At 42.9% G+C, this 23264-nt stretch carries 16 protein-coding genes and 1 pseudogene; 5 read left to right on the top strand and 12 right to left on the bottom strand.

Annotation, left to right across the window (positions count from 1 at the left end):
• Positions 1–62 precede the first annotated feature (62 nt).
• From ACWATR_RS19775 to ACWATR_RS19760, 4 genes are all read right to left on the bottom strand, one after another.
• On the bottom strand, positions 63–1469 hold the full coding sequence (locus ACWATR_RS19775) for a family 2B encapsulin nanocompartment shell protein (protein WP_460335996.1): 1407 nt from the start codon (positions 1467–1469) through the stop codon (positions 63–65).
• A 277-nt stretch (positions 1470–1746) separates the two neighbouring features.
• On the bottom strand, positions 1747–3150 hold the full coding sequence (locus ACWATR_RS19770; protein ID WP_460335993.1) for a family 2B encapsulin nanocompartment shell protein: 1404 nt from the start codon (positions 3148–3150) through the stop codon (positions 1747–1749).
• Between the two features lie 96 nt (positions 3151–3246).
• Entirely contained in the window at positions 3247–5478 is a 2232-nt protein-coding gene (locus ACWATR_RS19765) for a family 2 encapsulin nanocompartment cargo protein terpene cyclase (RefSeq protein ID WP_460335990.1), read from the bottom strand.
• A 1180-nt stretch (positions 5479–6658) separates the two neighbouring features.
• Positions 6659–7735 carry a PIN/TRAM domain-containing protein gene (locus ACWATR_RS19760; protein ID WP_069072181.1) on the bottom strand — a complete coding sequence of 359 codons (1077 nt, stop codon included), beginning with the start codon at positions 7733–7735 and terminating at the stop codon, positions 6659–6661.
• Between the two features lie 257 nt (positions 7736–7992).
• Between ACWATR_RS19760 and hemW the strand changes: the two genes are divergently transcribed.
• The 4 genes from hemW to ACWATR_RS19740 all read left to right on the top strand — a co-directional run bounded on the left by hemW (position 7993) and on the right by ACWATR_RS19740 (position 11763).
• Positions 7993–9174, top strand: coding sequence for a radical SAM family heme chaperone HemW (gene hemW, locus ACWATR_RS19755; RefSeq protein ID WP_460335986.1), 1182 nt, complete (start codon positions 7993–7995; stop codon positions 9172–9174).
• A 10-nt stretch (positions 9175–9184) separates the two neighbouring features.
• Positions 9185–10072: a sugar phosphate nucleotidyltransferase gene (locus ACWATR_RS19750; RefSeq protein ID WP_460335983.1), complete on the top strand. Its 888-nt coding sequence runs from the start codon at positions 9185–9187 to the stop codon at positions 10070–10072.
• 109 nt (positions 10073–10181) lie between these two features.
• On the top strand, positions 10182–11303 hold the full coding sequence (locus ACWATR_RS19745; protein WP_460335980.1) for a THUMP domain-containing class I SAM-dependent RNA methyltransferase: 1122 nt from the start codon (positions 10182–10184) through the stop codon (positions 11301–11303).
• A gap of 193 nt (positions 11304–11496) precedes the next feature.
• Positions 11497–11763 (top strand): hypothetical protein, encoded by a 267-nt coding sequence (locus tag ACWATR_RS19740; RefSeq protein WP_069072185.1) that lies wholly within the window; start codon positions 11497–11499, stop codon positions 11761–11763.
• 292 nt (positions 11764–12055) lie between these two features.
• Here ACWATR_RS19740 and ACWATR_RS19735 read toward each other — a convergent pair whose 3' ends face one another.
• From ACWATR_RS19735 to ACWATR_RS19725, 3 genes are all read right to left on the bottom strand, one after another.
• Entirely contained in the window at positions 12056–12703 is a 648-nt protein-coding gene (locus ACWATR_RS19735) for a PEP-CTERM sorting domain-containing protein (protein WP_460335976.1), read from the bottom strand.
• Positions 12704–13086: 383 nt separating this feature from the next.
• Positions 13087–14691 carry an NAD(P)/FAD-dependent oxidoreductase gene (locus ACWATR_RS19730; RefSeq protein WP_460335973.1) on the bottom strand — a complete coding sequence of 535 codons (1605 nt, stop codon included), beginning with the start codon at positions 14689–14691 and terminating at the stop codon, positions 13087–13089.
• A gap of 67 nt (positions 14692–14758) precedes the next feature.
• A complete protein-coding gene (locus tag ACWATR_RS19725; protein WP_460335970.1) occupies positions 14759–14887 on the bottom strand; it encodes a hypothetical protein in 129 nt (42 codons plus the stop codon).
• 102 nt (positions 14888–14989) lie between these two features.
• On the opposite strand from ACWATR_RS19725, the gene ACWATR_RS19720 reads away from it, so the two are divergent.
• Positions 14990–16210 (top strand): hypothetical protein, encoded by a 1221-nt coding sequence (locus tag ACWATR_RS19720; RefSeq protein WP_460335967.1) that lies wholly within the window; start codon positions 14990–14992, stop codon positions 16208–16210.
• Here ACWATR_RS19720 and ACWATR_RS19715 read toward each other — a convergent pair.
• From ACWATR_RS19715 to ACWATR_RS19695, 5 genes and pseudogenes are all read right to left on the bottom strand, one after another.
• A pseudogene (locus tag ACWATR_RS19715) lies at positions 16207–16461 on the bottom strand (hypothetical protein); the annotation flags it as partial. The gene ACWATR_RS19720 and the pseudogene ACWATR_RS19715 overlap by 4 nt on opposite strands.
• Before the next feature lie 62 nt (positions 16462–16523).
• Positions 16524–17549 carry a S66 peptidase family protein gene (locus ACWATR_RS19710; RefSeq protein WP_460335964.1) on the bottom strand — a complete coding sequence of 342 codons (1026 nt, stop codon included), beginning with the start codon at positions 17547–17549 and terminating at the stop codon, positions 16524–16526.
• A 99-nt stretch (positions 17550–17648) separates the two neighbouring features.
• The gene (locus ACWATR_RS19705) at positions 17649–20090 is read right to left on the bottom strand and encodes a dynamin family protein (protein WP_460335961.1); all 2442 of its coding nucleotides are present in this window, start codon (positions 20088–20090) and stop codon (positions 17649–17651) included.
• Positions 20091–20863: 773 nt separating this feature from the next.
• Positions 20864–21847, bottom strand: coding sequence for a polysaccharide deacetylase family protein (locus tag ACWATR_RS19700; protein WP_460335958.1), 984 nt, complete (start codon positions 21845–21847; stop codon positions 20864–20866).
• Between the two features lie 491 nt (positions 21848–22338).
• On the bottom strand, positions 22339–23223 hold the full coding sequence (locus tag ACWATR_RS19695) for an aspartoacylase (RefSeq protein ID WP_460335955.1): 885 nt from the start codon (positions 23221–23223) through the stop codon (positions 22339–22341).
• Between the last annotated feature and the right edge of the window lie 41 nt (positions 23224–23264).

Genomic DNA, 23264 nt, shown 5'->3' with positions numbered 1-23264 from the left:
TTTACGCCATATCCCGATCTTTGCAAATCGCTACAGATATTTTAGATGCACTAACCCTACCCTCAGCGACCGATTTCGACATCTTCGAGGATGCCGAGTGCGTCGGGGACGAGGACAGCTGCGGAATAGTAGGCTGTAACGAGGTAAGAAATGATCGCCTTTTCGCTGATGCCCATAAATCGGACAGACAAGCTGGGTTGGTATTCGTCCGGGATACCAGTTTGGTGTAGACCAATCACGCCCTGATCTTTCTCACCAGTGCGGAGTATAAGAATAGAACTGGTCTGATTCTTGGTAATCGGAATCTTGTTACAGGGAAAAATCGGTACATTTCGCCACGTGATTATTTTGCTCCCGTCCATATCGATGGTGTCTGGATAGATACCTCGACGGTTGCACTGGCGACCGAAGGCTGCAATAGTGCGGGGATGAGCCAGGAAGAACCTCGACTTCCGCCGACGGGTGACTAATTCATCAAGGTCATCGGGAGTTGGGGGGCCGCTGCGGGTGTAGATGCGCTGTTTGAGGTCGGCGTTGTGCAACAATCCAAATTCGCGGTTGTTGATCAACTCGTATTCTTGACGTTCTCGCAATGCCTCAATCGTCAGCCGCAGTTGTTCTTCCGTCTGGTTATATGGTTGATTGTACAGATCGGCAACGCGAGTATTCACTCGCAACATAGTCTGAGCAATGCTTAACTGATATTCGCGGGGTGAAAGTTCGTAGTCAACAAATGTTCCTGGTAATGTCGTCTCTGTACTATGACTGGTTGACAACGCGATCGCAGCTTCCCCATACTTGTTTTGTGGAAGTTCGGCGCGAATCCGAAATTGCTCAAGTTGAGCTTGCAACGCTTGCGACTGGTTGAGCAGTTCCCGAAATGCCTGTTGTGGTAGCACTAATACGGTGCATCGGGTCACAGCTTTGACTGTGAACTTCCAATTGCTTTCTGAATCCACCAACACGCGATCGCCAAAATAATCACCGTCAGCTAGCGTATCCAACAAAGGCTGCTCGTCATACTTGCCAATACCAATCTTGTTCGCTTTACCATGTGCGAGCAAAAAAAGCTGATTGGCTGGCTGACCTGATTGGACAATGATATCACCAGGCGCGAACTCCCGCTGAACAAACCGACTTGCTAACGCCCTCAGCACCTCAATGTCGTCAAACCCTCGCAGCAAGGGCAACTCACCAAGTTCCTGGGGAATCACCTGCACCTCGGCTCCGGTGTTGGAGAAACTCAACCGCCCATCACCCACGGTATAGGTCAACCGACGGTTCAGCCGATAAGTGCCACCCTTCGTCTGCACCCACGGCAACATCTTCAACAACCACCGAGAGGAAATTTCCTGCGTCTGCGGTGCAGATTTGGTGGTGGTGGACAAATTACGCGCAGCATTTTTACTCAAACTCAGTTGAGGTTGTCCACTCTCAACATTTAAATTTGATTCAATAAAATCCGTCATCAGCCGATCCTCATAGTTAGTAATAAAAGTGCCATTCAGTGCCAATACGGTTCGGTTAAGGTTTTTTGATGAAAATTCTAGATCCAAAGACGCGATAAATCGCCGTCTCTACAAGGAACAATCTTTTGTAGAGACGGCGATTTATCGCGTCTCTTGCCTTAATCAAACCGTATTGCATTCAGTGCTGAGTGCTGAGTTAAAAGACCGCCCACTTTCTTGCAGGGTATCAACAGTCAGCTATAATTTTTACTCACTCAACACTCAGCACTGCTGATATTTAGCGCCCAATTTCAACATCTTCGAGGATGCCAAGTGCATCAGGAGTGAGGACGGCTGCGGAGTAGTAAGCGGTGACGAGGTAGGAGATGATCGCCTTTTCGCTGATGCCCATGAATCGAACAGACAAGCTGGGTTGGTATTCATCAGGGATACCAGTTTGATGTAAGCCGATTACCCCTTGTTTTTCTACACCGGTGCGGAGCAAAAGGATAGAACTGGTGCGGTTATTGGTGATGGGGATCTTGTTGGAAGGAAAGATAGGTACGCCGCGCCAAGATGTGACCTGAACGCCGTTGACATCTACGCTTTGTGGATAAAGACCAAGGCGGTTGGCCTCACGACCGAAGGCAGCGATCGTCCGGGGGTGAGCCAGGAAGAATCCCGGCTCCTTCCATACCGTCGCCAACAACTCGTCCAAGTCGTCGGGGGTAGGTGCGCCGCTACTGCTGTAAATACGCTGTTTGAGGTCGGCGTTGTGCAGTAACCCGAATTCGCGGTTGTTGAGCAACTCGTGTTCTTGACGTTCTCGCAATGCCTCGATAGTCAGACGCAGTTGTTCTTCAGTCTGGTTGTACGGTTCGTTGTACAGATCGGCTACCCGCGTACTTACTCGCAACACCGTTTGAGCAATACTCAACTCATATTCTCTGGGTGTGAGTTCGTAATCGGCGAAGGTTCCTGGCAACTCAGCCTCTTGGCGATGATCGGCTGCCAGTTCAATAGCAGCTTCACCTTGGGGAGTTTGTGGCTGGCTCAGACGGGTGCGGAACTGTTCAACATGAGTTCCCAATTCCTCAGACTGAGCGATCGCCCTCTCAAACGCCGCTTGGGGTAGCGACAACACGATGGTTCTAGTAATCGCCTTGAGGGTGTACTGCCAAGTATCCTCCGACTGCACCACAGTTTCATCGCCGAAATGATCGCCGTCAGCTAGGACATCGAACACGATCTGTTCGCCATACTTGCCAACACCAATCTTGTTTACCTTGCCACGAGCAATCAGAATGACGCGATCGGCAGGTTGGCCAAGTTCAACGATTACATCATCTGGGGCATACTCCTGCTGAACAAACTGGTTTGCCAACCCGGTCAACACCTCGACGTTGTTAAACCCTCGCAGCAAGGGCAACTCAGTAAGTTCCAGGGGAATTACCTGCACCGTTGCTCCGGTATTGGTGAAACTCACCCGTCCATCACCCACGGAATAACTCAACCGACGGTTGACTCGATAAGCGCCACCTTTTGTCTGCACCCACGGTAACAACTTCAACAACCACCTCGATGTAATTTCCTGAGTCTGCGGTGCAGATTTGGTCGTTGTCGCCAAATTACGCGCCGCTGCTGTACTCAAGGTTAACTGAGGCTGCTGATCTTCCAAATTGGGATCGTTAGAATATGTCACAAATTAATCCTCCACTTTATTTAGTTACTAAAAAAAACTGATCTCACGCGATCGCATACTGACCTTGAACCAACTCACGGACAAAAAAACCTGACCTTAAACCCTCACCGATCCAATACGCTTGGCTGAAGTACCCAGCCCTCTGGGCCCGCTAAGTAGCCGCCCTGCTAACGAATTACGCAATTCAAATTCCTTATAGCGGTCTACCGCTATATGCCATTTGAGTACGCCGCACATCCACTGCTCTAGTTTCTTGACGTATCCGAGCAGTTTTTCACGGGTACTTGCATCCAAGTCGAAATCATCGAAAAGAACTGGCAGTTCGGTGGCAACGATGTGTTGAAACTGGAGCGCCCTAGCGGTCATCAGGTTGTTGACAACCTCAACGGCCTGTGGTTTACCGCAGTTGAGAAAATTCTGAACGACCAGCACGCAGTTATGGATTTCGCCCTCGAATTCGATTTCTTTCTGATAGGAGAAGATATCGTTGGTAAAACAGGCGAAGTCGGCGGCGGAATTATCGAGCGATCGCATTGTTCGGGTGCGGTAAATCTCCTGCGGGATCTCGTTGCCCTGAGCTAGTCGCGACAGGCTCATGGTCAGATCCGAGCCAAAGGTTTTACGGCGCATTTCAATATAATCTATCGGGTCGGGAATCCGATTTTGGATCTGGTTGGCGAGTTCCCACACCCAGCTGTCAGTCATATCTTGGATTGCGCGGCGGAACTGAGTCCGTGCGTTGGCAGACATGGAACCAGCTGTGCGAGACCAAATATCTGCCAAGCCGGCTTCCACCGGATTAGTCGGAACCTCGCTGGGGGTGGAGTCATCCAGAGGCATAAACGCCGACAGTCGGGCATTGAACACTTTCGCACCAGCCATGTTGCGGCTATTCCCGTAGAGTGCCGGGAAGTAATCGTCAGCATAGGTTCCCCAAACAAGCCAGCACGCTGTCAGATTCAGCTCGTGACCAGACCCATTCGGATGGATCAACGCACCGCAAAGAGCTACGTCCGCAACATCAAACTTGTGGTCATCCCAGATGACGGCATCAGGAATTCCAGGTAGTGATTCCAGCATTCCCATCTCACGCGCCCATTCCTTGGAATGCTTCCGCGCAGCATCCAGATGGGGATTCAAGCTTGTAGTGAAGGGCATGTAAAACTTCGGCAGTGTTACTGGCCCGACAGCCTGGTATGGAACGTGAGTAAAGCTCTTGAACCTTCCCAAACCCAAGGCGGCGTATAGCGATTCAATCCGCGCAGCCGATGTGCCTAACCCTGTGGGGCCTCCCAGAACTGTAGATGTCGAAGAATTGTCTCCTCCCTTGTTCATGTAACGGCTCGATCGCATGTGCCACTCGTGACCGCCCGATTGCCAGTCCTGGAGTCCTTTGATGTAAAGGAGAACATTCACACGAGCCACTGGGTCTAGTCCGTACTCCTCAAAGAGGGGGGGCAACTCGGTGACGGCAGTGTTATCAAACTGGTATAACCGCGAGGTCAGCAGTTCGTTGGTGAGGTTAGCTGCCTCCTGGGTACTGACATTTAAAAAGCGCTCCAAGACCAGCACGCAGTTGGCATTTTCGCCTTCATCCTCCACTTCTCTCTGGTAGGAGAATAAGTCGTTGCGAAGATGCACTCCATCGGCAAATGTGTCTTTGAGGATACGCATTGGCCGAGTCGAGGCGATTTGGGGCGGAATCTCTATAAACACGGCATGTTCGACGAGATCCGCTGACCACGGAGCGCCACCAACTTTGCGGCGCATCTCGATGTATTCGATGGGGTTGGCAACCCGATCCTGGTTGATATTGGCGAGTTCCCACAGAGACTCTTCTAAGAGGTTCTTGGTACTCTCAAAGAATCGAAGTCGCCAATCCACAGATTTAGTAAAGGCGGTGCGAGACCAGAGGTCAGCCAAGCCGCGCTCTACTGGGTTGGTCGGAACCGAAGGGGTATCAGTGGGATGGACTGGCATAAACGCTGGCAGTCGGTCAAGATACTCCTTTGCCCCAGCCATGTCTTGGGTGCGCTTATAGATTTCCAGGAAGTGATCGTCGAAGAAAAACACCCAAACATACCAGTCGGTTACTAGGTCAAGCTCCGCTCCCGGTGCATCTGGATGGGTATAGGAGCAAAGCAAGGCGTAATCGTGGGAATCAAATGTATGTTCATCCCAGATAATCGAGCTTTGCGCTTCCTCTTCTGAGCCAAGTATCCCCATCTCGTAGGCCCAGGCTTTGGAATGAACTCGTGCCGCTTCCAGATTTGGGTTCAGCCGTGCGGGCCAAGGCGTGTAAAATTCTGGCAGTTCAAAGGGTTGCATGATCTGCGCGTAATCTCCTCTTGGGTCTTCTTGCTGTCTTTATTTCGTGGCTGATCTGAGTACCGTTGCAGTTCATGAATATCCTCGCCAATCGGATTAAGTCTCAACATTGGTTTGCTTGTGATGGCTTGTGTTAAGGCGAGTATACAAGATACTGATAATTCAAATAACGAGCTATGTACGTTTTATTTGAAGTTCCCTATACCAAAGATAAGGCATTTCAAAAAGCTGTTTAAGTCATTACTTTTTTCCAATGCTGGCAGATTAATTTTTAGTAATTTATTATGGTGTTCTCATAACTTTTCATAGTTTAAAAAAAAAAGCAATCCGTAGATGAAAGCACTTAAACAGATAGTTAAATCAAAAATTTAAGGATAAGAAGACAGTTAAGACAGTTAAGCAGATATTTAAATCAAAAGTTGAAGAATAAAAAGACAGTTAAGACAGTTAAGCAGATATTTCAAACATTTAAGACAGTTATTAAAGAATAATTACTAATTGTTAATCCTTTACAAGTAATGTTGATTAACTGGTGTCAATTAACGAAACTCCAATCAAATCAATAAACCTCTGCTATGACTCAATACGGTTCGGTTAAAGGGGAAAGGTTTTAACCAAAACCAATTTCCAGAGCGCAAGGAAAGTGAAGAGTGCTTATCCGAACCGTTTAACGTGAAACTGCACGTCCACCAGGAATTGAAATTCCTGGCTCATAGCCGAAGTCATCTAAAGATGACTAAATAAAATATACCCAAAAATCTTGAGTCTACTTCAGTAGACTTTACCTATTAGGCGGGAACTTCAGTTTCCGACGGGTACTCAAGCCAAGTGAGAAGCCATTTCTAGCTTAAGTTGACACTAATACTCGTCGTCTACCCATTGAATTAGAGGAACTGCGATCGCTCGTTACTGTGGAAGTTTGGCCAGAACGCCAACCCCTCCCTACGAAATTTTACGAGAAAAAGTCCAGGAAATAGATGGATTGCTCTGTCTGCTGACTGACCAAATTGATCGACAACAGAGTTCTAAACGTGGTTGAAATAACGAAATTTTGTTCTTGGGTGGGAAATCAGAAATGTGATGCCTCAATAGTGAGGTTTATAAGTCTAATCAATAAATAATCGGTGCAGTCAACCTGCACCGATTACAAAGTTTCATTTGAATTAAACATCCCATTGTTTCACGCCAATGCTGAAGCTTGGGGTTTGGCAAAAATCATTCTTCCTGCTGTAGTTTGTAAAGCACTGGTTACTACTACTCGCAGTTCACCACCCACATAATTGCTGCCTTCTTCAACAACAACCATTGTGCCGTCGTCTAGATAGCCAATGCCTTGACTGGGTTCTTTGCCTTCCTTGAGGATTTTCAAATCCAGATTGTCGCCAGGTAAATAACTGGGACGGACGGCATTCACTAAATCATTCACATTCAAAACAGGTACTTTCTGAACGCTGGCGACTTTAGACAAGTTGTAGTCGTTGGTTAGCAGTGTACCGCTAATTTCTTGGGCGAAGCGCACTAACTTGGCATCCACTGTGGGAATATCTTCGTAGTCAACTGCATTGATCAGAATGCGATCGGGGTAATCTTCTTTAATGCGGTTGAGAATTTCTAGCCCTCGTCTTCCGCGCACCCGTTTTTGGTCTTTGCTAGCATCCGCTACTTGTTGGAGTTCTTGCAAGACAAACTGGGGTACAAGTATTTGCCCTTCCAGAAATCCTGTTTCTAGTAAGGCTTCAATACGACCATCAATAATACAGCTAGTGTCTAAAACTTTGGTATTGGCGGGTTTTAGGGTTCCTTCCACTACCATCGATTCGACGGTGTTGGGATTAATGAACCGCAATAAGCCTCGCCCGTGAGTATCTGCCAAATTCATGCCAGTGACAGAGAGGATAATACTACCGACAACTGCCACCAGTGGCTTAATAAATCCAAAATCTGCCGGGATAGGTAGCAAAAATAGTGGGGCTAGCATGAGGTTAGCTAACAATAGCCCAATCACTAAGCCAATGGCACGAGTTAAGATCACTTCCAGAGGCATTTCCTTGACTTGTGATTCTAGGCGACGATATGTCGTCTGGAAACTCAGCCCGATCGCACCACCAATAATGGCGGCAAAGACGGCAACAACTAAGCGTAGAGCTTCTAGATTCGTTACTTGATCTAGCGCCCCATTGGGTAACAGTTCAATGCTGTAGAACCCTATTCCCGACGCTGCCAAGATAAATGAGAAAATGATAATGGCGTCAAGCATGGTTGTCTTGTTTTCCTGAAATTGTGTTTACCGATAAAGTTAAGTATTTTTTATTTCATCGGTAAGATAAACTCATCAATAAGCAATATTGACTTACACTAAGGGTTTAGTAGGACAATATCTGCAATTATTATAACCAAAGGCTTTTATCTTAATATTTTTCATTGTTTCTTTGTAAAACGACAGAAATTTGTAAATAAACTACTCTTTTTTATTGTCTCTAATTCGCAGTTGGATTAACTCAATTCTTTCTCAACATGAGTCAAAAATTTAGTATTTCTGGAATTGCGAGTTCTGCTTATGTGCATATTCCCTTTTGCAGACGGCGGTGCTTTTATTGTGATTTCCCGGTGTCTGTTGTGGGCGATCGCTTGCGGGGCGAAACATCTGGTACTATCTCCCAATATGTTGAGGTGCTATGTCAAGAAATTGCCATTACACCAGCATTTGGTCAACCCCTAAAGACAATTTTCTTCGGTGGTGGTACTCCTTCCCTGCTATCAACTGAGCAGCTACAAAGGATAGTAGGAAAGCTAGAGAAGCATTTTGGTATTGCATCTGGGGTAGAAATTTCTATGGAAATTGACCCAGGTACCTTTGATTTAGCACATATAGCAGGATATCGCAGTGCAGGCGTGAACCGGGTAAGTTTGGGTGTACAAGCCTTTCAATCAGAATTATTGCAAAGGGCGGGGCGATCGCACTCAGTTGAAGATATTTTTGCAGCTGTGGAACTAATCCACCAAGTGGAGATTCCCGAATTTAGCTTAGACCTAATTTCCGGGTTGCCGCATCAGTCTTTGGTTCAATGGGAAGATTCTCTAGAAAAAGCGGTGGCGCAAGTACCCACTCACATTTCGATTTATGATCTGACCATCGAACCAGGTACAGCCTTTGGTCGTTACTACAAACCTGGCGATACTCCTTTGCCCACAGATGAAGCCACGGTCAAAATGTACCAAATGGGGCAGCAGATTTTGACTGGTGCAGGTTATGAGCATTATGAAATTTCCAATTATGCCCAACCTGGTCATCAGTGCCGGCATAATCGAGTGTATTGGGAAAACCGCCCTTACTACGGCTTTGGTATGGGTGCAGCGAGTTATGTTGAGGGAAAACGCTTCACTCGTCCGCGTAAAACTAAGGAGTATTACCAGTGGGTGGAAGCTGGCGGTGTGATTGATTGTGATCTGACTCCCCTAAAGGAAGTATTGTTAGAAACGTTAATGTTGGGGTTGCGTTTGGCGGAGGGTGTGAGTTTGGCGGCGTTGGCAGAAGCTTATGGGCAAGAGAAGGTGGAGGAAATTTGCAGATGTTTGCAAGAGTATTTTGATAAAGGTTGGGTAGAAATGGTAGAGGGAAGGTTGCGTTTAATTGATCCCCAAGGGTTTTTGTTTTCTAATGTGGTGTTGGCGGAGTTGTTTGAAAAGTTGGGGTGACAATCCATTTATGCAGAAAAATCAAGTTAGAAAAGCTGTGATTCCGGTAGCTGGTTTCGGTACTCGGTTGTTTCCAGCTACGAAAGTTGTGAAAAAAGAGCTTTTTCCGATTATTGATCGAGATGGTAGGGCAAAACCTGTGATTCTCGCAATTATTGAAGAGGCAATTAGTGCTGGAATTGCAGAAGTGGGGATTGTGGTGCAGCCCGATGACAAAGAAATATTTGAAGATTTATTGAAAAACCCACCTAAAAAAGAACTTTTAGAGAAACTTTCACCGCAAAATAAAGAATATAGCCAATATCTCGAAGATTTAGGCAGCAAAATTACCATCTTATTGCAAGAGGAGCAATTGGGCTATGGTCATGCGGTATTTTGTGCCAAAGATTGGGTGCAAGATGAGCCATTTTTACTAATGTTGGGCGACCATATTTATGCATCTGATATTGAAAAATCTTGTGCTAGTCAAGTTTTAGATGTTTACGAACAAGTGAATCAAAATGTTGTTGGTTTAACTACAATGCCAGCAGAGATTATTCATAAAGCTGGGTGTGTAACAGGAGTTTGGCAAGAGTTAAATTCGATTTTGTCAGTTAAACAACTCTATGAAAAACCTACCATTGAATATGCAAAACAGCATTTGCGTGTAGAGGAAATGGCAGAAAATGATTTTTTAGGTATATTTGGCTTATATTTGCTGACGCCGAAAATTTTTGACTTTCTAGCAGAGCATATCAACAAAAATTTCCGAGAACGAGGTGAATTTCAGTTAACATCCTGTCTGGAAAGATTGCGCCAGGAAGAGGGAATGACAGGATATGTTGTTAAAGGGAAATGTTTTGATACAGGTTTGCCAGATGCTTATCGTCAGACAATGATTGATTTTAGAAAAATCTAGATGAATCTTAGTTTCAAAACAAAAAGATCCCCGACTTCTTCAAGAAGTCGGGGATCTGAATAAATTGAGTTACTAGTAACCATTAATTACGAATTACGAATTACGAATTATGAACTATTTTGCAACAGTTGCTCGCGGATTAGAAACCCTGGCGGCTCAGGAGTTAGAGCAACTGGGTGCCCATTCTGTGGAGCCAGGGTTTTGCGGTGTCGCCTTTGAGGGCGATCGCACTTTGCTTTATCGCGTCAACCTCTGGGCTAGGCTACCGTTCCGAATCTTGGTGAATATCGATGAGTTTCCTTGCCAAAATGCCGATGATCTCTATCGCGGTATCCAGACTATCGATTGGGTAAACTATTTAACGCCAGACATGACCCTGGCGGTGAATGTCACAGGCAAAAACCAGCACCTCAACCACAGCCACTTCACATCTCTCCAAGTCAAAAATGCGATCGTTGACCAGCAGAAAGAAAATCTGGGTGAGCGTTCAAATGTAGAGCTTCATGACCCAGATGTGCGGGTCAATGTTCATATTGAGCGCGACTTTTGTACCGTTAAACTCGACAGTTCTGGAAATAGTCTGCATCGTCGAGGCTACCGTCCTGCGGTGGGAGCAGCCCCTCTTAAGGAATCTCTCGCTGCTGCGCTCATTCAGCTTTCGGGTTGGGAGCCAAACCAGATGTTCTACGATCCTCTGTGTGGATCTGGCACTTTACCTTTGGAAGCTAGCTTAAAGGCACTGAACATAGCACCAGGGCTATTTCGTGAGTCCTTTGGATTTGAAACTTGGCTCGATTTTGATTTGTCCCTTTTAGAAAAGCTACTTCAAGAAGCTAAGGACAGCCAACTAGATACCCTTCCCGCACCTATTTGGGGAAGCGATCGCGATGAAAATATAATCGAGCAAGCGATTAACAATGCTCAAAACTGCGGTGTTGATAACCATGTATGGTTTTCTCAAATGGAGTTAGCCGATGTTGTCGCCCCCGCAGACAGTGGGATTTTATTCTGCAATCCACCTTATGGCGAACGCCTGGGGCAAGATAGCGATTTAGGGGCGTTCTATAAACTTTTGGGCGATGTACTAAAACAACGCTTCAAAGGCTGGACTGCATTTGTACTGAGTGGGAATAAGGAACTGTCTCAATCGATTGGACTAAAATCATCGCGGCGGATTGCGGTGTATAACGGAGCACTGCCTTGTCAGTTAATGAAATATGAGTTGTATTAAGACAAAGACGCGATTCATCGCGTCTTACCTGTGATATTTTTAATACTCTTTAACAAATTTAAATTTAGTCAAAAAAGGCTTGAAACCACTTCTGAGTATATATTCTGGCCGTTATGATGACAACGGTTAAAAAAAGCGGCAGTATAATCGGTGACTGACAACCTGCAATTTATTTATAGCTAAGGGGCTATTTATGTCAGACCAATTCACGTTTACCGTTACCAATGACACCGAACAGGCAATTACAGAGTTGTGGGTATCTCTCGATGATGAAGATTGGGCTTCATTTACCTTGAGTGATTCAGGGATTCCATCGGGTGAAACAGTAACAATTGCTTGGGCTGAATATACGAATGATTCGCCCTGTGAATGGTACATATCTGCTGTATTTGAAGATGAATCAGAAAGTGAGTCAGCCCTATTTAACTTCTGTGAAGAACCAGCTTTAACGTTCGGCTAAATTCCCCAGTGCGATCGCCTACGGCGGGCATGTACGCCATCGCGCTTGATGCATGATTGCATATCTACTCCAGCGATAAAAGCAAAAGCCCTACCTCGAAAGTATCTAGGTGGGGCTTGATATTAGAGTTGATATTGGCAATACCAGATAATAGTGTAAGAGCAAAATCCGCGAGGTGAAATCATCTGATCCGTAACTTGTAGCCTCAAGGTTTTGATGATCAAGACTGAAACTACTTCAGAGGTTGAAGTAGTTTCAATCTTGTATTCCATGAAACCCTAAGAACGTGTAATCAGATAGCGCGACGGCGGCGAACCATTACCATTCCACTTGCTACTAAACCAAGACCTAACAAAGAAGCAGGTTCAGGAACGGAAGTTGGAGGAGGATTTTTCCCTATATTAGAGACGAATAATGAGGCATGAGATAAATCTTTCCCTGCCTTTCCACTGCCATCTAAAGCAACACCGATGGTATTGAATACTCCCGTTAAACCTTGAGAGAAATCATAATCTTTGAATAAGTAAGCAGTGTAAGCAGTACTTGTTTTGAGGCTAACTACAAACGTGTTGCTGGACAATGCTGTTCCCAAACCCCATGCGCCAGAATTAAAGTCATTGGCTGCTGTAATCGCAAAGGGATTCGGATCATCAGATTTGCCAGCTAAAGTCCATTGCACACCAGTACCAACAAAGTTGCTAAACATACCATTATTTAGCTCAGGGAGCAAAGTACCTTGTGCCCCTGTGTCATTACCAGCATTTGGGCCGTCACAAGCTGTAGCTGAAACTCCTCCAAGTGAAATATCGGCAAGGCTACATATTGCTGAAGAAGTTTTACCGCCACCTGGTGCAGCATATACTGGTGCAGCAATTGAAGCACAAGCGATTCCAGAAACTAATAAAACTGAAGCTGATATGAAAGAAAAATTGTTTTTCATTTTGGACTCTGCTTGAAACTTCCAACGAGATGGATTGTTATTGATGTCGGTAGTTACTAAATATTTACTTTGGAATAATAGTCCCTACTCTGATACTTTGAATCTTATATGTATTTCTTTTTACTCGTCTGTATTTTGGTATCATTTTTATCAGAGATTTAAACAATTGTCACTTATTTAATCTCCTGATAAAGTAGTGATTATATCCTCAGTAAAAACTCTCTAACTTTACAGAAACGGCACAAAAAGATATCAGCAATGATTAAAATCCAGTGATAACCTAGCCGATTGCTCTCAACTGTTTTTACTTTGTGCTAGGGCAGCTTACCGTAGGTATCCCATTGACTATTTCAGATTTGACGATGCCTACGGCACTAAACTACTCAATTCCTCAAAATACTTAAAGCCACCGCCTCCGCTACCTTAATCCCATCAATACCCGCCGAGAGAATTCCCCCTGCATATCCCGCGCCTTCACCAGCTGGATAAAGACCGACTGTATTCAAACTCTGATAATCCTCTTTGCGTTTAATCCGAATCGGTGATGAAGTGCGGGTTTCCACTCCAGTCAACACGGCATCATCCATCGCAAATCCTTTGATTTGTTTGTCAAAAGCGGGAAGGGCTTCGCGGATGGCTGCGATCGCATAATCTGGTAAACTCTGGCTCAAATCACCCAAATGTACCCCAGGTGTATAAGACGGTTTAACAGTGCCAAATGCTGTCGAGGGACGATAGTTAAGAAAGTCTCCCACTAACTGCCCCGGAGCTTCATAAGTTCCACCGCCCAACTCAAAAGCTTTTTCTTCCAAGCGCCGTTGAAAGTCAATTCCCGCTAACGCATTGCCCGGATAATCTTCGGGTGTGATACCCACAACGATCGCACTGTTGGCATTGCGCTCATTGCGAGAGTATTGGCTCATCCCATTGGTGACAAGTCGCCCTGGTTCTGATGCGGCTGCAACTACCAATCCTCCCGGACACATGCAGAAACTATAGACGGAACGACCATTTTGGCAATGGTGAACCAGTTTGTAATCGGCAGCACCTAAAAGCTTATGACCAGCTTGAGCGCCAAAACGACATTGGTCGATGAGAGTCTGGGGATGTTCAACCCGAAAGCCAATGGAAAATGGTTTCGGCTCGATGTAAACTCCACGATCAAATAGCATTTGGAAGGTATCACGGGCGCTGTGACCTACCGCCAGAACCACATAATCGCTGGTGATATATTCCCCACTAGCGAGGGTGACTCCCCGCACCTGTCCATTTTCGATGTTGATATCTTCAACTCGACTTTCAAAGCGAATTTCACCACCGAGGGATTCGATTTTAGCCCGCATACTTTGGACGATTCCCACCAGTTTGAATGTACCGATATGGGGTTTGTTGATATAAAGAATTTCCGGTGAGGCTCCTGCATTGACGAGTTCGGTTAGTACCTTGCGCCCGTAATGCTGAGGATCTTTGACTTGACTGTAGAGTTTGCCATCAGAAAATGTACCGGCACCACCTTCACCAAACTGGGCATTAGATTCTGGGTTGAAGTCTGATTTTTTCTTCCAAAAGCCAAAAGTATCAGCAGTGCGATCGCGAACTTTTTTGCCACGTTCTAAAATGATGGGGCGGAAACCCATTTGCGCCAGCATCAAACCTGCAAACAAGCCACAAGGCCCAGTACCAATGACGATGGGGCGAATTGTCAAATTGCTCGGTGCTTGTGCTACTGGGCGATAACTCATGTCTGGCGTGGACATGACATGGGGATCTTTTTTCAAACGCTTGAGTAGATGAGTTTCCTGAGTCGTTTCTACATCCAGAATATAGACAAGGGTGATATCTCCTTTCTTACGCGCATCGTAGCTACGCTTGAAGATGGAATAGCTGATCAATTCTTCGTCTGTGATTTGCAGCTTTTTGAGGATGGCAGACTTGATCTCATCTTCAGGATGATCAAGCGGGAGCTTTACTTCTGTTAGTCGTAACATGGCGAGGAGAAATGCATACTGTCTATCAAAATCTTAATCAAAATCTAATCAAAATCACTGTGGCGCGTTAGCGTAGCTCGCCGTAGACATTCACTAAATGTACTTGCTGCTGCACTAATACGATGCCTGCGGTGGGCGTAGCCAACGCCAGTGTTTGTACTGCTAGGCGGGGAAAAGGTCTTTCCGCTCTAATCATTAAGTTTATTTTTTAGTATCAGGAGATATTTACTCTTACTTTATAATACTGCGTACTACTATGTAATGCGCTTTGTAAAAGTAGCTTTTGGATATTTATAATATGGCTCTAAGTATCTCAAATGTGTTTGACGCCGGTTTCTATCGTGCTGCCAATCAAGACTTAGCTGGTTTTAATGATGCTCAAGCTTTGTCACACTTCCAAAGCTATGGTCTAAATGAAGGTCGTTCATTCTCACCACTGATTAATTTGAGTTTCTACCGAGCTAGTAATTCTGACTTGGCAAACTTCAACAACAGTGAACTATTAAATCATTTAGTGAATCACGGAGTAGCTGAGGGACGTAGTTTTTCGCCCAACGTTAGTCTTAACTACTATCGCGCTAACAATAGTGATCTCACAGGCTTTAACAATGAACAATTATTTAATCATCTCAAAGACTCTGGTATTTCAGAAGGACGTAATTTTGCTGCATTTTTTGGGTCAATCCAGTATAAAAACTATAACTCTGACCTTTCCTCTTTAAATAACTCTCAACTATTGAATCATTTTGAAATCAATGGGATAAATGAAGGACGTCAGTTTTCACCATTGTTTGATTTCAACTACTATCGTGCTAACAACCAAGACTTGACTAATTTAACTAATAGCCAGTTGTTACAGCATTTTGAAATAAATGGGATAAATGAGGGACGTAAATCTTCACCCTCTTTTGATGCCGGATACTATAAAGCCAACAATCCAGATTTAGCTTTTTTGCAAGGTATTAACTTAGTAGAACACTTTGATTCTAGTGGTGTATTTGAAGGGCGCCAAGCTGCTAATGACTATGGCGGAAATATATTCGGCACTGCTCGCCAACTTCCCATAGGTTCAAATTATACTCGTGTACTGGAAACCGTCGGCTCATCCGATCCTTATGACTACTATCGATTTGATTTGAATAAAACTAGCACTCTTAGAATAGCTAACTATAGCTTTTCTAGAAGTGTACTTGAGCAAGTATTGGATAGTAGTGGAAATGTTTTAAGTTCTAGAAATACTGCTGTATCGAATTCTGATAATGGTCTTGTAGGTAATCTGTTTAACAACCTTGTATTGCTTCCAGGTACTTACTATGTACGCATCCAACCAACAGCAGGGAATACTAATTACTTGTTAACGCTTTCTGATGGCACGAACAACAGTAACAATTCTAATGATGCGGCAATCTTAAACGAACTAAATATGGAGTTATTTCTACTTAACCTAGCAATAGAAACTCAACAAATTGGCTTGTCTAATCTTTTAGATATATCAAGAAATATGAGCAATTTAGTCTAGACAATACCATCAACGCTAAGGTTTGCAAAAATATGTTCACGTACAACTAACGTGAACATATTCCGTTGTATTTCGTGCCAATTCCTAATTATTTTTTCAGACCGCATAAACTCCAATCTAACAAAAGCTTGAAGTGAACAAAATATGTGAGTCTTGATTGCATAGGTATCTTTAACCCTTGCGGGTTCGCCAGTCGCTACAACGCGCTGGTTCACCATGAACCGACAAATTGCACATACTTGTTTTATGGCTCAATGAAAGGTTTCAAATCGCGTAAGTCCTATTTTAATAATCTTGAGTCGTCAAACTTGCATTAAAGCAAACTAACAGCCGCCTCTAACATTCGTATTGTCCCAAGTTCAGCATCTATTTCCACTTCTACACCGATTGGCAGGGTAAATTTATCTTTAATATGACCAATCATTGAACCATACCAAGCAGGAATTCCTAAAGGAAGTATGTGGTCTTGCAACACTTGCATTAAAGTAAATGATGGTTCATCCCCAAGACTACAATTAGTGCATTGCCCAAAGATAAAGCCAGCAATTTGATTCAGTATCCCAGCGGTTTTTAACTGCGTTAACATCCTATCTATACGGTAAACATCCTCGCCAATTTCTTCTACAAACAGGATACTTTTGTTCCAAGAAGGTAGGTAAGGTGAACCTACCATTGCTGATAAAACTGATAAGTTTCCACCTACAAGTTTACCTCTCACCTTTCCCGGTGCTATTGTCTCCACCCGCACTTCGCTAGGGTTGAGATTTTGCATAGTCACAGCTTCACCATTAAATAAGATGCGCTTGAAGTAATCCACTGTAAATTGATTCCAGGTAGATGTGGCAACTGGCCCATGAAAAGTAATCATTTGACTACGGGCATTAATTGCCAATAACAGCGTTGTAATATCGCTGTACCCGATGATAATTTTCGGATGGGAGCGAATCAGCGAGTAGTTGAGTAAAGGTAAAATGCGATTACAGCCCCAACCACCACGCATGGCGATAATTGCTTTGATGGTGCGATCGCTATACATCAAGTTTACATCCTGGGCGCGATCGCTATCTTTACCTGCTAAATAGCCGTAACGATCTAAAATATGCTTACCCAGCTTGACTTTTAACCCTAACTGTGAAATTGATTTCTGCGCTGCTTCGATGTCTTTAGTGTCAACAATACCCGCAGGGGCGATTAATCCTACAGTATCGCCCACTTGTAGACGAGGCGGCTTGCGGATGGTGTTTGTGGGTAGTTTACCTTGGGCGGTAAGTGGTGATATCTGGGTGGCTAAGGTAGCGAGTCCACAGGTTGTAAGAAATTGTCGGCGCTTGATAAGCATAACCATTAAGTTGGGAATTGGGATTATAAAAAGTTAGATCCCCGACTTCTTTAAGAAGTCGGGGATCTAAACACCGCTAATTTTCACAGATATGTAAAATTAAACCTCTTGTACCACATCTGAAATCACAAATCCATTATTAACAAACTTCCCATCAGTGTCAAACGAATCACCAATTACAGGCAAAAAATGATCATATAATTGCATCGCCTGCAAACAACTATTAATATTAGAAGCGACTGAATTATATGTTGCAATATTTTCTTCGACAATATTCAATAATCGGCGATTATTCGCAATTTTTTCTTCAGCCTCTTGTTGCAATGTTTTCTCTAAATAAGCACGCGCCTGTGGATATTGCTGCAAAATTTCATCGGCTTGCTGATCTGCCATTGGGATCAATTGAGTTTTGAGAGTTTGGTTGATGGTTTGGCGGAAAGATTTACGAATTGTTTGGGAAACTTTGGGTTCAAAATCTAACTTTAATAACTGCCTAATCGCTGGCTCTGCTTCTATGATACTTTCAGCGTCGTAACCTTGGGAAGTTTGTAATAAAGTTTGGCGAAATTGATATATAGAAAAAGTGCCTTCATCATAAAATCTTGGACTTTCTCGCACGAAGCGATCGCACTCTACACTAGCTGCACTAACTAATGCTTGAGTAACCTGCTTTTCTATATTTCTAATCTCTTGTTCAATGCCGCCATCATGATCTAATAAACGATACAACTGGCGATAATATTCGGACTTGCGAATCTTTTCAACCAACCGCTGAAAATAATTTGCAACTACTTGCTGAGAAGATTCAACCAAAATATCTTCTAATTGATTTGCTAAGTAATAAAATGCCTCGACTAAAATAGCAATCAAAGGTGCGGTAGCGTTGCGAGGATGGCTGATGGTTGCACGTCGATAAGCATAAGCTACAGAAAAAGTATCTAGCAATTCATCTAAACGGCGAATCATGCGTGATTGCAATTGCTTAAAATCTGCTTCAAAAGCATCACAAGAATTATTAATTACATGGTTAACTTCTTCTTTAATATGCTCACTAAATTCTCTCCCAACTTGCTGTAGTTGCTGATTTAGTTGTTGCAATTCTTGTGCCTTCATCATCTCAATTTCTTGAGGCTGACTATCTAACTCGCGTTGTACACTCTGATAATGTTTTTTCAGTTTAATACAAATATCTTCCAAATCATCAGCAAGATTTTTAAATAATTGTGGACGCTTTTCTTCTCTAAGATAGCGAGTAATAGCTGTGCGAAATTCATTAGTGCCACTATCTTTAATTAGCTTTTCTATCAGTTCATTTCCCCAATCTCCCAGAATCCGTACATAATTTTGATTTGGGGTTTCAATGGCGTTAACAGAGACATTGAATTTAGTAGAAGATAGCCTTCCTGAATTTACACAGTAGTTGTTAAATGCATAGACAAATTGCGGTGTTTCTTCATTACCATCTAAACCTTTAATACTTTCTGTGAAAACAGAATCTAAACCAAATCTATCTTGTTGGCTTGTCTGTTTAATTTGACTGCCGTAAAATCCTAATAATCCACTGGTTTTATAAACCTTGTTTGAATTGCTAAATTGCCCACTAATTAAGTTATCTAATCGTTGCCGTAGTTCTGTATTATACCAAGTTTCATCAATTCGGTTGAAGACATAGAAAACGCGATCGCGTACTCCCCTATTCTTCCGCATTAATTCCAAAAGTTCTGTTTCTTCTTTTGTCATATCACCCGCCGAAGCAGGTTTTAGCACACACACCACCGCCGAAGTATCAGGATGTTGAATTTTGGCATAAGTTAGCTGTGCATCTTTCTCTACTGGTGCATCGATACCAGGTGTGTCTATAATTACATTGCCATCTTGTAGCAAAGGATGATTACAGTAATATTCTATTCGCTTCAATACTGCACTATTGCTACCACGACGGGCATATCCAGCCGCTTCCTTGAGGTTGGAAAAGTGAAATTGCTCCATTGAGTATGTAGCATTATTAACCGTGTTGATGCGATCGCGGTTTGCCATATATCCCTCTAGCAATAACATTAACGCTTTCGCCTGTTTTGCACGTTCTGATTTACTCTCACCACCCTCTTGGTGAATAATCGCTTCAGAACCTTGACGTAACAAGTTAATTACATCAATTTGGTTGATATTAGCTACTGTCTTAAATCCTAGTTGCTGACACAAAGAAACTGCTTGTTCCCGAATCTCTGCTTCACTTAAAAACGTCAAAACAACACGTTCTTTATCTACTTCTGCATACTCGATTTTGCATTCTGTACCTGTAGCGTGTCCTTCTGCACTGTAGAGTAATTCTCTCTCCAATAGTGCATTGATTAGCATTGATTTACCAGCACTAAACGCACCCGCAAACACAATCTCAAACTTGGGAGAAATCGCCTTGCTTAAGGAAGTTTGTACAGGTGTAATATCTTGGGAACGTAGCGTTGGTTCTTGTTGTAAAAGTTGTAATATAGACTCAACCTGCTCTTTTAAATTTTTGCACTGAAGCGGTAAATCTGACATATTCAGCATCCTGACAATATTTATCTATATCTTAGTAATATTTATTGTCCTGATGGTTCAGTAAAATTCCTGAGAAATTTTTATGCGGTTTAATTGCTGGATATTACTTAAACAAATAATTAATGATTATTAACTAAGAGGATGTTTTAAAAGTGATTGGATGTAATTTTAGGCACTTGTTGATCCCCCAACCCCCCTTAAAAAGCAGGGAGGCAAAGTCTCTAAAAGTCCCCCTTTTAAGGGGGATTTAGGGGGATCTAAAACATTTTGCTACCTACCAAAGGACTTTTCAAACAACCCTATCGACACAACTGCTGAAATAGTTATCGATCCAAGTAAGGAGTTTACTTTTAATAGAACTTTTGACCAACAAACAAGTTATCAATAACTAGAAATTATCCCTGACGATTCATAATCGGATTTCTATATGACATTAATCGCATCTAAAAAAATAACCTCTAGGGAAGGGATATCACCAGAGGTTTTTAATAAAGACATTGGAATAGTGAACTATTATAAAAATAAATCTATCTTTTTGCCAACCCTATTACCTCCTTCTCAAGCATAGGTCAAAGTTAATTTTGCCTGTAATCAAGGATACGAATTGGACTGATAAGTAAGTGAGCGTAAATAATTAAAGGTTTGTAGTGGGGACTTTAGTCCTCTCTTAAGGGCTAAAGCCCTTACTAAGAGCTAATTCAATTGAATTTTACATTACTTAATATAGTTTGATTTATTCTTACCCACTTACTTAATTCGCATAGATGATATTTTTACCTCTTTTGAGGCACTAACATAGGCAGTTGACGCGCACCCGCTACGAATTTGGCGTGTTGTCCAACAGTCAAAACATTAAATTGACTGGATATAAGTTCTAAACTTTTGTTGACTATTGCTAGCTTTTTGTAGGTAGGCACGCTCATTCCAGGGAAAAATGATAGTTCTGGCACATCCTCTTGACTTACAAAGTCTGTGGGGTGGAGTAGCAAAGAAGGTTGAACGCGTGTAAGTTTACACAACCAGAGGGCAATTCGCAGGTAGAGTAAAGCCACTTCTGAAGAAAATGTACTTAGATACATGATGTAACTGAAGTGAATTGGCACTTTGAAAATTGGCATAGTGGTAACGGGAATCTCCGTCAGTTTATCTTTACCCATGTGCCATTGGTAAGGTTTTAGAGGCTGCAAACCCTCTTTGAAACCACCAAACAAGGCTTCCCGTTTCTTGCGTTCTTCCTTGCTCAATTTACAGGTCATTAAATAATAAGCTCGTGCTATTGGCCCCAAAAATGTGGGGAAAGTCGAAGCATCATATTCATATCCCCGTCGTGCTAGGACTTTTAATACCGCAGGAGAAAAGCTGTATCCCGGCCCCCGGAAGCCAATCGGATGTTGATGAGTGACGCGCTTGATATGTTGTTCGGCAAGTGCCACCTCTTGTTCAATCTCATCCTCTGAATACAGATGTAGCCAAGGATCATGGTAAAACGAGTGATTGCCAATTTCGTGTCCGGCGTTAGCGATCGCTTGTATTGCTTTAGAGTTCTTTTCCAGCGCTGCATCCTGACCCACAATAAATACTGTGATTGTCAAATTCCATTGCTGGAGAATATCTAAGAAACGAGGTACTGCGATATCCAGGTAAGAGGGGAAAGTCTCCCAACCCGGAGCGCCTTGATTTTTTAAATAAGACCAAATATTATCCAAGTCTAAAGAAAGACTGGCTATTGGTCTGTTTCCTTGTTGCTTGGTTTTCATTATAAATTCAAGTATTTGGACAATTTTAAGCGTAAATTATAGTGTTGATTTGAGCTTTATCGCTCAACTTTCGTACTTCGATTCAAGCCTAGTTTTAGGGTAAAATTCAAGCCAGAAGGTTTAAAACTCCTTATTTTGAAGATAAAGAGTGACTTTAAGAGCAGAATTTCGTAGGCGTAGCCAGTTGTAGACATCGCCCAGATTAGTGTCTCATATTTGTAAACAAATTCTGCTTATGTAAAAAATATTTTTGATGAATTAGATAATGGGCATTTAGATTTTTTGAATATCGACTTTATCAGCCCTGCGGACAAATTTCTACCCTGGTATTTAATTCCTGGTAATCAATATATCATAATCAAGAGACATTTACACTTAATATAAGTAGGTTTTAGCAATGGCGCTGTATATAGAAGCTATTAATGATTTGGATGCTCAATTTCTATCATTAGTTCCACTAAAAAGCAATTATACAAAAAATTTTCTACATCCTAGATATTGATTTGCTGCCTTTGAGTCAAACACATTGCAATTCCCTTTTCGTAGTAAGCTGCCTCATTAATAAAAATCGGCCAAACGGTAGATGTACCCTCATAAAAAATTGTTTTATCATCGAAAGTTATAAAAATTGGATCTCCTGGGTTCAATGCCTGATAATCCTTATCTTGAAACTCTGGATGAATCATCCCAAAAATTGTTCCATCTGGTTTTTTTGGATAGTCTACAACGGATAAGTGGTCGTAGATAATCAACGTTTCGTTAGTTGATAGAATTTCACCCTGGTTAAACTGTTCCAAATAGTCCAGAACTGCATGAACAAGTTCTTCTGTTTGTTGAAACAGCGTCGCTTTTAAAATACCTTGGGCAATCGGGCCAACCTCAATTGCAAAGCCTAATTCGCACAGAGAATTTACAAATGGGTTTTCTTCAATTGATTTAAAAGAGCAGCGATAAACCTTCACCAAAGGGCTGACATGGCTTAGATAAGCAGCCAATTTCAAGTTTAAGGGATGACTATTTACCAAAATAATTGTCAGACCCATATTAGCTGTACTGCTGTGTAAGTCTAAGATGAAATCTGCTTGTTTATCCCCGTTTGATGCTAGGGTGTCCTGGATTGATTTCGCTTGTAATTCTTCGTAACTGTTCAGAGTCGGATTTTGTAAATCTTGCTTGAGAAAACAGCGATTTAAATCCTTCTCTACATATCGCCTCCCTGCTGCAAAAGCATGAGGATTTGCTAACAAGGTGACTGTCTCAAAACTTGGTCTAGTAATTAAATTGGGAAACTGGGCAAATTTTTGGCTCAGGTAGGCCCCTGTAAACTCATTGCCATGAGTTCCGCCGACAATTGCAACTCGATTAATCTGGTTCACGATTTCACCAACTCTAGAATGCAGTCATCGAGGTATTAGTT

This window comes from Nostoc sp. UIC 10890 (assembly GCF_054786515.1).
The sequence above is the reverse complement of the archived record's forward strand: the minus strand, read 5'-3'. Positions and strand labels throughout refer to the sequence as shown.